Source organism: Paenibacillus cucumis (ex Kampfer et al. 2016), assembly GCF_019748695.1.
Taxonomy (GTDB): domain Bacteria; phylum Bacillota; class Bacilli; order Paenibacillales; family Paenibacillaceae; genus Paenibacillus; species Paenibacillus polysaccharolyticus.
Genome location: NZ_JACLIC010000017.1, coordinates 14,439 through 29,897 on the forward strand (window position 1 = coordinate 14,439; position 15,459 = coordinate 29,897).

The 15,459-nt window shown below is 44.4% G+C and carries 16 protein-coding genes; 10 read left to right on the forward strand and 6 right to left on the reverse strand.

Annotated features, from left to right (window positions below):
- Positions 1-41: 41 nt before the first annotated feature.
- Positions 42-440, reverse strand: a complete 399-nt coding sequence (locus H7T88_RS10355; protein ID WP_090924989.1) for a DUF1304 domain-containing protein — start codon at positions 438-440, stop codon at positions 42-44.
- 253 nt (positions 441-693) lie between these two features.
- On the opposite strand from H7T88_RS10355, the gene H7T88_RS10360 reads away from it, so the two are divergent.
- A complete protein-coding gene (locus H7T88_RS10360; protein ID WP_154960775.1) occupies positions 694-1,227 on the forward strand; it encodes an MOSC domain-containing protein in 534 nt (177 codons plus the stop codon).
- A gap of 60 nt (positions 1,228-1,287) precedes the next feature.
- On the opposite strand, the gene H7T88_RS10365 is transcribed toward H7T88_RS10360, so the two are convergent.
- A complete protein-coding gene (locus tag H7T88_RS10365; RefSeq protein WP_221788347.1) occupies positions 1,288-2,106 on the reverse strand; it encodes a helix-turn-helix transcriptional regulator in 819 nt (272 codons plus the stop codon).
- A 185-nt stretch (positions 2,107-2,291) separates the two neighbouring features.
- Between H7T88_RS10365 and H7T88_RS10370 the strand changes: the two genes are divergently transcribed.
- Complete coding sequence (locus H7T88_RS10370; RefSeq protein WP_221788348.1) at positions 2,292-2,741, forward strand: SRPBCC family protein; 450 nt, start codon at positions 2,292-2,294, stop codon at positions 2,739-2,741.
- A 184-nt stretch (positions 2,742-2,925) separates the two neighbouring features.
- Positions 2,926-4,443 (forward strand): methyl-accepting chemotaxis protein, encoded by a 1,518-nt coding sequence (locus H7T88_RS10375; RefSeq protein WP_221788349.1) that lies wholly within the window; start codon positions 2,926-2,928, stop codon positions 4,441-4,443.
- 341 nt (positions 4,444-4,784) lie between these two features.
- Here H7T88_RS10375 and pyk read toward each other — a convergent pair whose 3' ends face one another.
- Complete coding sequence (pyk, locus tag H7T88_RS10380; protein WP_090924974.1) at positions 4,785-6,200, reverse strand: pyruvate kinase; 1,416 nt, start codon at positions 6,198-6,200, stop codon at positions 4,785-4,787.
- Between the two features lie 113 nt (positions 6,201-6,313).
- Between pyk and H7T88_RS10385 the strand changes: the two genes are divergently transcribed.
- On the forward strand, positions 6,314-7,093 hold the full coding sequence (locus H7T88_RS10385; RefSeq protein WP_221788350.1) for an AraC family transcriptional regulator: 780 nt from the start codon (positions 6,314-6,316) through the stop codon (positions 7,091-7,093).
- Between the two features lie 173 nt (positions 7,094-7,266).
- Here the strand turns inward: H7T88_RS10385 and H7T88_RS10390 are convergent, their stop codons facing one another.
- Complete coding sequence (locus H7T88_RS10390) at positions 7,267-7,938, reverse strand: phosphatase PAP2 family protein (protein ID WP_090924972.1); 672 nt, start codon at positions 7,936-7,938, stop codon at positions 7,267-7,269.
- Positions 7,939-8,467: 529 nt separating this feature from the next.
- Between H7T88_RS10390 and H7T88_RS10395 the strand changes: the two genes are divergently transcribed.
- The 3 genes from H7T88_RS10395 (at position 8,468) to H7T88_RS10405 (ending at position 9,760) form a co-directional block, all read left to right on the forward strand.
- Complete coding sequence (locus H7T88_RS10395) at positions 8,468-8,704, forward strand: DUF6953 family protein (protein ID WP_090924971.1); 237 nt, start codon at positions 8,468-8,470, stop codon at positions 8,702-8,704.
- 442 nt (positions 8,705-9,146) lie between these two features.
- The gene (locus H7T88_RS10400; RefSeq protein WP_024633772.1) at positions 9,147-9,347 is read left to right on the forward strand and encodes a cold-shock protein; all 201 of its coding nucleotides are present in this window, start codon (positions 9,147-9,149) and stop codon (positions 9,345-9,347) included.
- A 185-nt stretch (positions 9,348-9,532) separates the two neighbouring features.
- Positions 9,533-9,760 carry a cold-shock protein gene (locus tag H7T88_RS10405; protein ID WP_090924970.1) on the forward strand — a complete coding sequence of 76 codons (228 nt, stop codon included), beginning with the start codon at positions 9,533-9,535 and terminating at the stop codon, positions 9,758-9,760.
- A 209-nt stretch (positions 9,761-9,969) separates the two neighbouring features.
- Here H7T88_RS10405 and H7T88_RS10410 read toward each other — a convergent pair whose 3' ends face one another.
- A complete protein-coding gene (locus H7T88_RS10410; protein WP_090924969.1) occupies positions 9,970-10,326 on the reverse strand; it encodes a hypothetical protein in 357 nt (118 codons plus the stop codon).
- Positions 10,327-10,489: 163 nt separating this feature from the next.
- Here H7T88_RS10410 and H7T88_RS10415 point away from each other — a divergent pair, with 163 nt between their 5' ends.
- On the forward strand, positions 10,490-11,221 hold the full coding sequence (locus H7T88_RS10415; RefSeq protein ID WP_221788351.1) for a class I SAM-dependent methyltransferase: 732 nt from the start codon (positions 10,490-10,492) through the stop codon (positions 11,219-11,221).
- Positions 11,222-11,355: 134 nt separating this feature from the next.
- Here the strand turns inward: H7T88_RS10415 and H7T88_RS10420 are convergent, their stop codons facing one another.
- Positions 11,356-12,000, reverse strand: coding sequence for a GntR family transcriptional regulator (locus H7T88_RS10420; RefSeq protein WP_154960770.1), 645 nt, complete (start codon positions 11,998-12,000; stop codon positions 11,356-11,358).
- Positions 12,001-12,483: 483 nt separating this feature from the next.
- On the opposite strand from H7T88_RS10420, the gene H7T88_RS10425 reads away from it, so the two are divergent.
- Together H7T88_RS10425 and rocF are read left to right on the forward strand one after the other, a co-directional pair.
- Positions 12,484-13,686, forward strand: a complete 1,203-nt coding sequence (locus H7T88_RS10425; RefSeq protein ID WP_221788352.1) for an ornithine--oxo-acid transaminase — start codon at positions 12,484-12,486, stop codon at positions 13,684-13,686.
- Between the two features lie 57 nt (positions 13,687-13,743).
- Positions 13,744-14,724: an arginase gene (rocF, locus tag H7T88_RS10430; protein WP_221788354.1), complete on the forward strand. Its 981-nt coding sequence runs from the start codon at positions 13,744-13,746 to the stop codon at positions 14,722-14,724.
- The last annotated feature ends 735 nt before the right edge of the window (positions 14,725-15,459 follow it).

Consider the following 15,459-nt stretch of genomic DNA (forward strand, 5'->3'; position numbering starts at 1 on the left):
ATCCGAGGGTTCAGTCGCAGATTTTGCCCGTTTTAACCAAGTTACAGGAACAATACAAGCAAAAGTGCAATGATTGCCGGCAAGCCCTGTTTGATAATAATGGATCGTGAAGAAGTGGCACCGCCGTAAAGAGCCGCAATGATTACACATGCTAAGAAGAAAATCTGAATATGCAGCCCTACACTGGAATCCGGATACAACAGGCCCCAGATCAGACCGGCTGCAAGAAAACCGTTGTACAGACCCTGATTAGCGGCAAGAGCTTTGGTGGAGTTAGCAAACTCCGGTGTAGTGCCAAACGTTTTCATCGTGCGTGGACGTGTCCACATGAACATCTCCATAATCATGATATAGAAGTGTTCAACAGCTACAAGAGCGACAAAAATAGTACCGATCAAAAGAAACACCCTGCTTTCTACTATGTAATGAACTCCTAACATACTTAATATATAGATTAGCATATATACGGGGAATTTCAAATTAATTTTTTGCAATTTAATTGCGTATACTGTAATTGAATTTTATTCGTGATTTTCTTCTAACTTCGAAAAGTGGGTAAGATAATAAGACATACCTTTTACCTATCAGCATCTACCGATTATCAAAGATTCATACACAGAGTAACAACATTTAGAGTAACAGGGAAAGTGAATGATTCAGAAAGTGAATGATCCAGAAAGGGAGGGGAGTTTAATGGGAACAGCTCAATTTGTTCTGCTTGCAGATGATCCGTCTACATTTGTAACAAGGGTAGTGCCCTTTATAGATATTGAACTTGCTGGAATACCCGGTGATCGGCATTACGGTCTGTTAAGACCAGCAGATTCCCGTCAGAAAATCTACAAACGGGGTACGCCGATTGCCAATCGCCGGCAGATCAGCATCGTTTCTGAGGAAGAGTGCGCTTTGATCGCCCAGAAGATGAACATTCCGGAAGTGCGTCCCGAGTGGCTTGGTGCCAATATACTGGTTCGAGGTATAGAGCAATTGACTGAACTGCCCGTGGGAACCAGACTTCTGTTTCCTGATGGAACAGGCTTGATCTGTGAAGGAGAGAACCTGCCTTGTGTGCATCCTGGAAAAGTCATTGAACAGTTCTACGGACAGGAGAGTTTGCGCAAAAAGTTTGTGCCGGCCGCCCGCAAGAAACGCGGTATCGTCTGTTCCGTTGAACGTGAGGGTACCATTCATACAGGTGACACGATTGAAGTGATCCGTTTGCCTTAGGTATCTATCCTGGTGGCTGTATTTCATAGATTCTCATCCTGCATGGTTTCCGCTTCTGCTTCATGGAACAGATGCAGACAACAGCATATATTCTTCGGGTGTGCTGCCAATGATGGATTTGAAGTCTTTAATAAAATGAGATTGATCATGGTATCCCAGGTCTTGAGATAACTTGCCCAGGTCGCAGGCTAAGCCGCGTTCGATGCACTCAGCGGCATTTTGCAGACGATATAATTGGATGACTGTTTTGGGGCTGATGCCGACATATTGATTAAACAGACGCTGGAGTTTGCGTGTATGCAGATTCCAGTGGGATGACAGCTGATCTACTCTCAACATATCCCGATCTTGCTCAATATGCTGCACAATAGCACAGGTTAAGCTTGCGTCAATGTCCTTCGCGGGAAGGCGTGCGGAAAGCATCTGATCCATATAGCGGGCCTTTTCCTCCATAGCGCCTTCACCAAGCAAAATATCTTCTAATGCTCCGTCACGGATGCCGAGCAGACCCGATACCTCAAGTGGTTTCCCGTAGAGAGTAGAAACGGGTGCCTGAAGGAAGGGATAGAATCCTCCCGGTTTGAACTTTACGCCAAAAACACAACCTTTGCCGTGAATAGCGTAGGTAAACTTTTGATCAGAAGGCCCGAAAAAAAATGTTTTGTTTCGTTCAACGACCAGATTGACGCAGGGGTTAGGCACTACATGCTGGGGATAAGGGTCACTGCCCGCAAGATCCCAGGACACCATCCAGTAATGTTTGACAAATGGATTCAGTACCTCGGCTGGAGGCACTCGCAGTAACTGATACTGTCGATTGCCTTTTTCCAGATGAAGTAGTCCCATGGATGGAGATTCGAGCTTGTCTGTCTTGTTCATCCCTGTGTACTCCCCTTTCTGTCTGGAAATGATGTTGAAGTGGATTCGGTTCAATGGATCTCCTATAGTATAACGGATATTTCGTCGTTGTCGCGTTTTTACAATACGGGCATTGGGTATAACGATAGGATAGAAATGCGGGAGAAAAGCCGTATTTTGAGTGTATGAAAGGGAGTGCGCAACTGATGGATCTAAAATATGAATTTTATATCAATGCAGGACGTGAAGAAGTGTGGAATGCCCTGATTTCCTCGGAGGGTACGCGTAGTAGCTTCTTTGGCAGTGAGCTTCGCTCGAATTTTCAACCTGGACAGCCCTTTGCTTATGTTGGGCCGGGTAATGATGGTGAGGAAACCGTTCATGTATATGGTGAGATTTTGGAGTTTGAACCGCTCTCCACACTTAGCTACCTAGAACATCCAGGGCCCTCCTATCATTCCAATCATGCCGAGCTCCAATCGAGAGTCACCTTCCAGTTAGAGACTGTGGGGGAGTGTACGAAGCTGACGCTGATCAATGATCAGTTTACAGACAATCATCCTTCCTTTGACAACGCACAGAATAGCTGGTGGATGATTCTAAGTAGTATCAAGACATGGGTAGAGACGGGCAAAACGCTTAATTTTGGTTGGTAGGAAGAAAATTATATTTACGTAAATCGGTATAAACAAAAAACAGGAAGTCATCTAACAACGTGGATCTTCTCCAACTGAGGGGGGATTTGCGTTTTTTTTTACATTGGAGACTTTAGACCTACACTTCTTGTCAATATATGTCGAAGAATATATAAAGACACCTTACATAAGAGGGGATACCGCGATGTTTTTAAAACGTAGTGAAGTAAGCAAACCAAATCGTATAGATTCACGTGAACAATTGCTGAGTTACAGCCGTCGTCTGCTTGAGAACGCTCAGAATGGCCAGTTTTGGAGTGGGACAGACGCTGATGCACATGATGAAATTTTGGAAAATATTCAGAAAGCAGTACAACTGATGCAATCACAATATGAAAATGCACAGATGCGTCTTACCATGTTGAATCAAGCGCTCCATGTGGGTATATGGGAGTCGGAGATCGTTGCGGGTGATCCGCTGGATAACAATAATATCATTTCGTTCTCCAAGGAGTTCCGTGAGATGCTGGGTTACAGTAATTCGAAGGAATTTCCTAATGAGTTCGCGAGCTGGGCTAAATCCGTACATCCAGAGGACAGACCACAGCTTGTGCAGGAGATTACGAGACATGTTAATGATCCGAGTGACCGAGCGGGATATAACATCACAAGCCGTATGCTTTTGAAGAATGGAGAAGCACGCTGGTTCAGATGCCTTGGACGACTTGTGAGGAATGCTGCAGGTGCTCCAGTTAAGTTAATCGGGGTGATGTTCGATATTCATGAGGAGAAGATCAAGTCAGATGAACTCGAGGCGCTTGTTACCCGTTATGATCTCGTCAACCGTGCACTTGTAGAGGCGCCGTGGGATATGACGGTCGTTGCTGGGGATGTGGTCAATCCAAACAATGAATTCTGGTGGTCGCCACAGTTCCGCAGAGAACTCGGTTTCAAGAATGAAGAAGATTTCCCGAACATATTCAGTAGCTGGAGCAGTCGTCTTCACCCTGAAGACCATGACCGTACGATTAATGCATTTGCTGAACATATGAATGACTATAGTGGTAGAACGCCGTATGACCTTGACTACCGTTTGCAACGGAAAGACGGGGAGTATCGCTGGTATCATGCGGGTGGTGAAACCATTCGTGACGAGAATGGCGTACCGCTTCGTGTTGCCGGGACAATTCGGGATGTGACTCACCAGAAGAACAAAGAAGTCATTGTTGAAGCGATGAATTTGAAAACAAAACAATTGTCCGAGTCCATTGAAGAGATGGTACGCGGCATTAACTCGATTACAGATCAGGCTCAGGAGCTGGTCAACGCCCAGGAGTTATCCGCTGATGCGGCAACGCAGGTGCGGGACAGTGTGGATGATACGAAGAGTATTACAGCGTTTATTCGGGAGATTGCCAGCCAGACGAATCTGCTCGGTTTGAATGCAGCCATCGAAGCCGCACGTGCAGGCGAGCTCGGTTTGGGCTTCGGCGTTGTAGCCGGGGAAGTGCGGAAGTTAGCTGATCACAGTTCGGAGGCAACGGTCAACATTGAAGATAGCATGCAGAAAATGAAAACGTTAATTGATCATATTTTGCAGCATATCGGCAACATGTCCACATTGACTCAGAATCAGGCAGCCCTGACACAACAGGTCAATGCCTCAATGGATGAGATCAACAATATGTCACAGGATCTGGTTAACTATTCGCGCAACTTGTAGAACGATGTTAATCGAAGTAAGGTGTTTACACGGAACACTCCGATGACAGAATAACCTTTCAATCGCTGTTATCCCCAGATTTTTTTGTTCCCTTTACTAAAGGGGAAAATCTGGTGATAAGCGTATGCTTTCGATGTAGCTTTCTTGCAGAAAGCTTTTAGGCGAGCGCTTCGCTTTTCCAGGTTTTTTCTGTCCTCTCCGTTTCTGTGTAAAAAAACAGATCGATTTTTTCTCGTTCAACTTTTATGTAGTAAGTAAAAGAGGAAAATCAAAAATCCACCGGATTTCACATCCCGGTGGATTTTTGATTTCATACTTTTTCGCTATGCCGCGATTCGTAATTATACTTGCAGTACTTTAATCAGGTTGGTGTTACCGGATTGGCCGATTGGAACACCAGCTGACAATACGATAATGTCACCTTTTTCAATGTAACCTGTTTTGATCGCATTGCGTGTTGCAGATTCGAACATTTCATCCGTTGTTGTCACTTTATCACCCATTACAGGAATAACGCCGGAGAGCAGGCAGATTTTGGACAGCACTTCCTCATGTTGAGTGACTGCGATAATTGGTGCTTTTGGACGATATTTGGAGATCATGCGAGCGGTGAAACCACTCTCTGTCGAAGTAATAATCGCTTTAGCATTCAGAACGAGGGAAGAACTCACTGCTCCCTGACTGATGACTTCGGTAATGTCTGCCACTTGTTGCGCAGATTTTTGGTTGAATTGTTCTTTGTAATCGATCATTGTTTCTGCGCGACGTGCAACAGCAGCCATCGTACGAACAGATTGGATCGGATATTTACCAGCAGCGGATTCGCCAGACAACATTACAACGTCTGCGCCTTGCAGTACCGCATTTGCCACGTCACTTACCTCAGAACGTGTTGGACGAGGATTTACTTGCATGGATTCCAACATGTGTGTAGCGACGATAACCGGTTTGCCAGCTTTGTTACATTTGTCGATCATTTCTTTTTGCATCATCGGTACGTCTTCAATGGGCACTTCAACCCCGAGGTCACCACGAGCTACCATAATGCCGTCGGATGCTTCGATGATATCATCCAGGTTGGTCATGCCTTCTTGGTTCTCGATTTTGGAGATGATCTGTACATGGTCTTGACCGCGTTCTTTGAGAATGCTACGGATTTCACGGATGTCATCGCCTTTACGAACAAAGGATGCTGCGATAATTTCGATGTTGTTCTCGATCCCGAATCCGATGTGCATTACGTCACGCTCGGTTACGCCTGGCAAAGTCGTTTTGATTCCCGGTAGGTTCACGCCTTTACGTGGTTTCAGGATACCGCCGCTGATGATTTTGCAGTGAATCTCTGAACCTTCAACAGACAATACAGTCAGATCAACCAAGCCGTCGTCAATCAGAATGCGATCTCCTGGTTTAACAACCAGATTCAATTCAGGATAGTTTACAGAGATACGCTCTACATCGCCAAGAATATCCTCAGTAGTCAGCGTAAGTTCTTTACCTGCCTGCAGGTGAACCGAAGCTTCTTTTAATTTACCAATCCGTACTTCCGGTCCTTTGATATCCATCATGATGGGGATATATTTGTTCAGTTCAGCAGCAGCTGTACGGATATTGTTAATCCGTCCCACGTGATCTTCCAGCTCTCCATGAGCCATATTTAGACGGGCAACTGTCATACCTTCCTGAATCATTACTTTCAACGTTTCGATTGAGTCACAAGCAGGTCCCATAGTACAGATAATTTTGGTTTTCAACATGCTAATATCCTCCTCATATTTAGTGCTTATGTGTACATTGTAGCGTTTTCTGTCGAATCACGATATGAACTATAGTACAATGATTAGAGTATAGTCCGATAATGAGGTGTTATATGGTTACTCCACTTGAAGTACATCATGTGAATGGCGTAGGGTGGTACGAAGAAGCCGTGCAACCACAAGGGATTTGGCGTCTAAGCTTGGTTACATATGGAAAATGTGTATATTGGGTGAACGGAGATAAACAGATCATGGAAAAGGGTGAATTGTTACTTATTCCCGGTGGGACACCCTATTATGGAAAGAGTATTCCTACGGTTACGCACACCCAGTTTGTTATTTTGTTGAGGCAAAATGAGACTGCAGAACTGCCTGCACTCGAACAACGTGAACCATTAAGGCATAAACCAGGCTGTTACGAACTGATTCATCAGCGAATGAAGGGCATTCAGCAACAATGGGAAGAGTGTCCTTCTTATTATGTCATGATGAGCCAGGCCTTATTGATGGAAGTCCTAATTTATATTAACCGGGAACTCGATCGCGGTATCATTCCGCCAGAGAGGCATCGGTACGTGGAACGGATGAAACGGTATATTGAGCAGCATTATCGGGAGAAGGTAACTAAGGAAGAGCTTGGTGACGAGATCGGAAAGTCTCCCAATTATGCGGCCTCCCTGTTCAAAACTGTAACGAATCAGACGATTAGCGAGTACGTTCATGACCAACGGATGAAAAGGGCTCTGTACCTGCTCACCGAGTCGCAGCTCTCCATTCAGGAAATTGCCGAATTTCTCGGCTATCGGGATTTGTCTTATTTTTACCGCATATTCAAACGGCTCATGGGCAGCCCACCATCCGATCTCTTGCATGAGCGTCCCCCGATTATCTAACGAATGATAGCCCGTACTGGTCTAGTGGAATTTATAATCAATAACTTTAGTCTGAAGAATGCAATAAAAAAAAGAGGGCACCTGAGCCCTCTTCATTATTGTTTTGTTGTTGTTATTGTTGAAATGTACCATGTCGCAACCTTTTTATCTATAATGTTTGTCCTGGAACTACGTTATGCATTTCGGCTTGGCTGCGTGGATCGGAGTGGTTGCTTGCTGTTTTTTGCGGTCTGTCCCAGACGTTTGGCAAAGACATGAACTGTCCAATAAGCGGCTTCAGCAAAAGCAATGCCACCAACGACGTCCAGCATGGAATGCTGTTTGACGAAGACAGTTGAAGCAATAATGAGCCATAGCCAGACGGAGCCGAAGATTCGCACGGCAGGTTTAACGTTCAGATGTCGGTTGAGAATGATGAACAACATGTAGCTTGTTAAACAATGGACGCTTGGAAAACAGTTCACAGGCGCATCATTGGAATAGATGAATTGCACAAGTACACTGCTTAGATCTGTTCCAGTCACTTCCGGACGTGGTACATACGAGGGGAATACCACAAAACAAACATTGGCTGCCATCACCCCGACGTTATAAATGAGCAGTGTCCGCCAGAATAACGACTTATTCGTTAAACCAAGATAGAGAAAGCTTAGATATAGAATAGGCATCCAGCTGACATATGGAATAATAAATTCTTTGATAAAAGGAATTTGTGTATCAATCCAGGCATAATTGTAAAATACATCACTTCCCGCTTGACTACCTAGGAACATATAAATGGAGCCTTGAAGTGGTATACATAGAATGGCCAGCAGATGTCCCCATCGTTGAAAAAATGCTTTCATAAAATCCTCCCTGACTCGATATGCATTATCAATTTCATCGTTATCTAAGTTTCATAGTCATTTGACGCTAAATAGATGAGGCGCCCCTGCAGTTTAAATCTTAAGTCTTACTATAATGGACAGGCAGAGGGATAAGCCATACCTGATTTTAGGGTAAAATACAATTAGATGTATCTCTTTTTTGTTACTTTTTATGTTTTTATCCATATCGACATAAGGATAGGAATGACTATATTATGACTAAAGATTCATAACGTGTTGATAGAGCTGTTACGCTGCTGAAAATAATAAAGGACCGTAACCTCCCTTACGAAGCATTCAAGCTGTTCATGCAAGGTATTATATTACGCTCTCTTTGGAATGGGTACACTTGCTCTGAAAAGGATTGTAGAACGTTTATCTTTCCTTCGTTCTAACGCTGTCCTTTCCTATTTTTCGTATTTTCCACAATCGTGGTATACTTTAGACAGTAGAAAGTCAGGCAAGAAAAGATTGACCACGTTGTAATTGAAGAACGGTAGGTGAAAGAATGGAAAAGACGGCGCAGGACGTAGCTGAATGGATGGTTTCTGAGATTAAGTTTACAGGCACACTTCGTCAGGAAGTAGCAATAGAATATGTAAGAACTCATTACGGAGAGCATTTTGTTTTTGTTAATGAGAACGGTAATGCTTCCTTGTCCAAAGAGGTGAAAAAAGCATTTCGCAAGCTTCATGGCGGGCGGGTTGCTTGGGATCGCGATGCTTTTATGTGGGCATGGACTTAGTTGTGTAGTTAAGTCGGGTGCGGACATATTGTTGCATTGACTCTGAGTAAGATGGGCAGTAGTGGCCTGAGTATGATGGATATGCACGACAGAACATTTTCACAAATCATGTATAAGTTGGATGGGAACTGCATATCCTTTCATAAGACCGCAGAAAGACGATCTTTCACAGGGGACAACACAGACTGATCATGGCATGAAGATAATAAACAGGTATTTCCAAAGCTGTTTGAAAAGAAAATACAATGATTTGCTTTTTGAATCAATTAGAGGTATACTAAGAATCAAGTTGTACAGAGCAGAGTGGAAAACCTAATTCACATATTGTAAAGGGCGATCACTTATATTTTATGACTGGTACCTTTTTCAATGTGTGAATTTTTATTTGCTTGCTGCAAAGAACAAAGGAACATGTTAATCTTTATTTGGAGGTGTAATTCACATGCAAAACGGAACAGTAAAATGGTTCAACGCTGATAAAGGCTTCGGTTTCATCGAAGTTGAAGGCGGAGAAGATGTATTCGTACACTTCAGCGCTATTACAGGCGAAGGCTTCAAAACGCTGGACGAAGGTCAACGCGTGCAATTTAAAATTGTACAAGGAAACCGTGGTCCTCAAGCAGAAGAAGTTGTAAAACTGTAATTAAAGCATAGCTGCCTTTAACATGTTATAATGATAAAGGCAGCTTCTTTTTTTTGATTTATAGATGAAGTTGGCCCAACCGTTGTCGAGGCAGAAGTTCGGCGGATGTTACACTTCCGCTAAGCAGTGGCTTTTGTGAAATAACGTCAGTAAGATGTGTTTCCATAACAAAGGGGGTAGAAGTCATGTATAATCGCAAAAAACCGTTGGAAGAAATTCCACAAGCAGATGCGGCAATCTGGGAATGTACGAGTGATACGTGCAAAGGATGGATGCGGGACAATTTTGCGTTTGATACCGTACCTACTTGTCCAATATGTGCTTCTGAGATGGTGAGCACGACTAGGATGCTGCCATTGCTTGAGAATTCGAATAGTAACCTGAAAACGATGTCTAAAGGAAATCGGATTTAATATAGCTTACCCGCCTCTCGCGAGGTGTTTTTTTTTAGATAAAGTGAACGTCCGTGACTGAGGTAGGGAATTAAATAAGAACATCCTGGCATTCGTTTAAGGCGAATGCCTTTTTTGTTGCAGAAAAAAGCCTCTTCATGTTCCGTAATTGGACAAGAAGAGGTTTTGTTGATTGCTAATATACATACAATAGCTGATTGTTTTGAGATTTAGATAAATAAGAATGGAAGAAGGAACAACGTAGCAATCAGGGCAACGTCATAGCCAGCTCCGTATCCGTAACCGCCATAACCGCCGTATCCACCGCCATATGGGTAGCCACCATAAGCTGAAGATTTAGCTTTTCTGGCTGATGATAATTTCTTTTTACTTACTCTGCGCAGTTGTTGCTTGGATTGGACGGAAGACAGGCGCGGACCTTGAAAACATTCATTCAAGTAGACCTTCCCGTCCCGACAGCCTCCAAGTGTACCATACATATGCGTGCCGTCTCTCATGACAAGACAGACAGGGCGCCCCACATGCGGTGACACCGTTTCTTCACATACCGGATGAATTCTGTGCATGCATATCCCCCTCATAGTTGCGGTTTGCCGCCTGAAATCAACGGTTTGTATATCATAGTAGGAATCGAGTGGATTGGTATGGACGAGTACCCGGTTCTCTCCATAGTCAGGAGCCGTTTTTCGGTTTGTTCCATAGACTGGAGGGAGGGAAGGAGGGGGAGTCATGGATTATCATGATTTGCTTGCTCGTTTAGGAGAAGGAAGTGCTCATCCTGGTGGATTTTCGGCCACACTGCAACTGCTTGATTCATTATCGCTTCCTGCTCGGGTTCATGTTCTGGAGATTGGGTGTGGTACGGGAAGAACAGCATGTTATCTGGCCCGTCAGGGGTACAACGTAACTGCAGTTGATCTGCACCGTCACATGCTGGATAAAGCGGTAAGGCGTGCGCGTAAAGAGCGGGTTGATGTGCGTTTTATTCAAGCTGACGCTACGGCATTACCCTTACCAGATAATCACGTGGACGTGGTGTTTATCGAATCGGTCACGATTTTCACCTCATGGCGCAAAGCGCTGGCTGAGTACGGAAGAGTGCTAAAACCTGGAGGACTACTTGTCGATCGGGAAATGGTTTTATCGGGAAGGAAAACAGAGCTGATGAGTCGCAGACTGAAGCGATTTTATGGGATACGTACACTGGCAACGGTGTCTGCTTGGAAGAAACAACTGAGGGGATGCGGATTCTCCAAAGTTGAAGTGAAGGAGCAATCGCGTACAATGGGCAAGTGGGGAGTCGATCACGACCCTTTACGAGAGATGGATATGAACTGGATTGAGGATAAAAATATACAGCGAATGAGTCGTACCAATGACCGGTTGCTTCTGAGGTACGGAAAAAGGCTGGGATATGCCGTGTTTACGGCGAGAGTTCCTATAGAAGCTGGGACGAATTGAAAAAGAGGCAACCCACCTTCGTTATGATGTGGGTTGCCTCTTACGTTTATAAGTAGGGGCTAGAAAGTTTTGCATCAAGGGAATTCTAGTGCAATGAGTACAACAAGCGCTCTAAATGCAACTGGGACTATAGGTTACAGCATGTCGTTATCAATAATACGCCAGTGATGTTTGAGCAGTGCTTCCAGCTGTGGTTTGTCCTTCGCACGAAACGCACTTAAAATCTGTCTGTGCTCCTCATTGACTTCATGTAGCACCTCGGATAGTTTCGGCTTGTTATCACTGACATAGGATTGACGGATAAAGCTATTCTTAAGTGTGTTCAACATTTCGATGACGGTAGCGTTGCCGCAGCGCTGGATGTATAGGTTGTGAAACAGATACTGATCTTTGCTGTAGGCAGCCAGATCGAGTTGATTGATATCTTCATCCATACGGGCGATCAGGGCTTCCATTTCTATAAGTTCTGACGCTTTGAGGTGATCCACTGCAAGCGTGGCGGCTAATGCCTCCAGTGCACCGATGGCCTGCGAGAATTCAAGCTTTTTGCTTGTGTCAAAAGGAGCAACAATAAATCCCCTGCGTGGGATATATTGCAATAGATTGTCAGAGGTCAACTGAAATAAAGCTTCCCGGGTAGGGGTGCGACTGATATCCAGCTTTTTGCAAATTTCGGCTTCGTTAATCTTCTGGTTGGGAAGTAGTGTCCCGTCCTGAATCTTCTGAGCGATGTAATCGTATACGTGATCTTTCAAGGAACGGTATTTAGGAACCTCCATACAAATTCTCCCTTCTATATGTATAGTGACGATCAATGGTTAATGAAGCCATACAGGGCGCGCTGTTCCGGGTGTTTCAAGTTTTTATCATCTTACCATCGAGGGGGGAGTTGGGCAAGCAAAGTTCACATGCGGGGAGCTACATAAGTCGCAATGTTCAGGAAACATTTTATGGAATTATAGTATGGAAATGATCGAAAAAGCGTTGTCATCCTCGTATGGGTTTGCTACTATTAAAGATATAAACAAGCGCATATCATATTATGTATATTGTATACAAATTTATAATGGGTTCACTCTAGTTCTTCATCCGAGGGCTAGTGGTTCATCTTTAAGAAAGATAAAGCTATTTTGATATGTTGGAGTGCTGGTATACAAACAGGGCGGATGCGGAAAAAGAGGAAACAAGTCGTAAACGCAGATCAACTCGCATACACTGTTACTGTATTTTGTATACAATATTATGCGGAAGGTTGTGAAGGAATGCCAGATACCGAGATGTTCATTCAATGGTCGGAAACGTATGCTGCGCCTAATTATCATCCACTTCCCATCGTCATTGAGCAGGCAGAAGGGGTGTGGGTAGAGGACCCTGAAGGCCGCCGATATATGGATATGTTAAGTGCGTATTCAGCACTGAATCATGGACATAGACACCCTGTCATTATTCAAGCGTTGAAAGATCAGGCAGACAAGGTCACATTGACATCACGGGCATTCCACAGCCATGCTGCAGCGATATTTTATCAAAAACTGTCCACGTTTACGGGTAAATCCAAAATATTAGCTATGAATACAGGAGCTGAGGCGGTTGAAACAGCGATAAAGGCTGTACGAAGATGGGCATATCGTTGCAAGGGAGTGCCTGAAAATCGGGCTGAAATTATTGTATGCTCTGGCAATTTTCATGGAAGAACCCTGACGGTTACTTCTTTTTCTTCCTCCGCTGAATATAAAAAGGATTTTGGACCGTTCACACCTGGGTTTCGAATTATCCCTTACGGTGATCTGGAGGCATTGAGACAAGCGATTACACCGAATACGGCGGGTTTCCTTGTCGAGCCTATTCAGGGCGAAGCGGGAATTATTATTCCTCCAGCTGGATATTTGTCCGAGGCGTTTGAGATATGCAGACAGCAGCGAGTCTTAACCATGGCGGATGAGATCCAGACCGGATTTGGGAGAACGGGGCGCCGATTCGCCTCTGATTGGGAGGCTGTCGAACCAGATATATGGATTATGGGCAAAGCGCTTGGGGGCGGTGTGATGCCGATTTCGGCGATCGCTGCCGAAGCAGACATCCTGGATCTGTTTGAGCCGGGATCACACGGTTCTACGTTTGGGGGTAATCCGCTTGCCTGTGCGGTAGCAGTTGCCGCTTTGGATGTTTTGGAAGATGAGAAGCTTGCGGAGCGGTCAGAGCGGCTGGGGAACTATTTTATGAAACAACTTCAAGGTATTCAGAGCTCTGCCATTCGGGAAATTCGGGGCAAAGGTCTATTCATTGGGGTTGAGCTTGATGGTCCTGCACGACCTTATTGCGAACGTCTGATGTCGGCGGGGTTACTTTGTAAAGAAACGCATGAAACAACCATTCGTTTTGCTCCCCCACTAACCATTAAGGAATCTGAGATTGATTGGGCTATAGAGATCATTAAAGAAGTGCTTAGTGATGCTTCATCGTAAAGTTAAGGTGGCATCAGTGGACTATAATTCGACAACGATGAAAAGGAGCGATACTTTATGAAGAATGAGGATGTTTTGGCTGCGCGGGAGCAAGGGATACCAAATGTATCTGGTCAGGACACTCGCCATGTAAAGACTCATCAACAAGAAGTGGCTCTGATTAAAGTTCCTTTTGGATTAGCTGGTGCTAGAAATGGGGCCGAGTTAGGCCCTGATGAACTGATCACCGCCGGGTTAAAGCGTGAAATTGCGAGTTTGGGGTTTCCCTTGAATAGAGAGGTGCGTGTGGATTGTCCTACACAATCAGCAACTTCACTTGGGCGCAAGACAGTAAAGTATCTGAATGAGGTTCAGCAGGTCAGTGAGCATGTGTGTCAAGAAGTAGCATCTGCTCTCGAAGAGGGAGCCTTTCCAGTTGTACTTGGGGGAGACCATAGCGTAGCCATCGGTACTTTGGCCGGGTTAACTGCTCATTACAGCAATTTAGGTGTGATCTGGTTCGATGCTCATGCAGACTTGAATACCGAAGAACATAGCTTGACTGGGAATATGCATGGAATGAGCGTGGCTGCGTTTCTGGGGCATTCGGCTTTTAATTTGTCGCAGATCAGAGGTGCTGGTTCCTTTGTGAATCCGTCCAATCTGGTGTATATCGGACTTCGTGATCTGGATGAGTACGAGAAGGAGCAGATCAGAGCATTGGGCATTCGAGCTTTTACGATGCATGATATTGATCGAATGGGGATGCAACACGTCATTGATCAGGCGATGATGATTGCGGGAGATGGGACGGACGGTATTCATGTTAGCTTTGACATGGATTGCCTTGATCCGCGTGAAGCGCCAGGGGTGGGGACACCTGTACCGGGTGGGTTGAGTTATAGAGAAGCGCATTTTGCAATGGAGTGTTTAGCTACGAGCAATCAGGTTGTATCTATGGAATTGGTGGAAGTGAACCCGTTACTTGATCAGAACCGGCATACGGCACGGCTTGGTGTTGGATTAATTGCATCTTTGTTAGGGAAATCCATTCTATAGAAGGAAGCGGAAGTGCTCAGAGGGAACAAGTATGATTTATAAGGTATGTTGCAGGGGAGTTGTGTTATTGGTCGGTTGAAACATTATGATGATCATATACGCGGCTTCCCTGTATTTATTATGTTGATAAATGTTGTGGTACAGCTGTGAACGTTCGTCTGATGCTATATTACAGTTTCTATCGGGTTTCGGTTTGTGAAATGAGCGCGAGGTCGTGAGGGTATTACACAGCTTCATAAGTTGGATATGGTGTCTTAAAGTTCATTTGTATAAAGATATAAGTCCTAGTCTATATGAGGGAATCTGATGGGATTTTATAATTTTAAAATAAGTGTTGCATTGTTATGTCATACATGGTATATTCTAATTCCGGCCAAGAACACAGCTTACACGGTGCGGCAAGCAATTGAAAACAAGCTTCGAAAGAAACTTGAAAAAAAGAACTTGCAAAGATGGTTCGGACATGATATTATATAAGAGTTGCTGAAACGAACTAGTTACAGCGGCGAGAACAAGTTTGATCTTTGAAAACTGAACAACGAGTGAGTAAACATTCTGCTTGCAGAGTGACGTGAAGGTTTTTGGTACATGCCATCTGGCTGTATGAAAACCGGAACACAAATGAGATGTTTAATCTCGTCAGATTCAAAATGAGCTTATCGCTCTTTTCAATACCCCGATGAGTTACACAGCGTTTAACGATGCTGCGAAATTCATCTTTATTGGAGAGTTTGA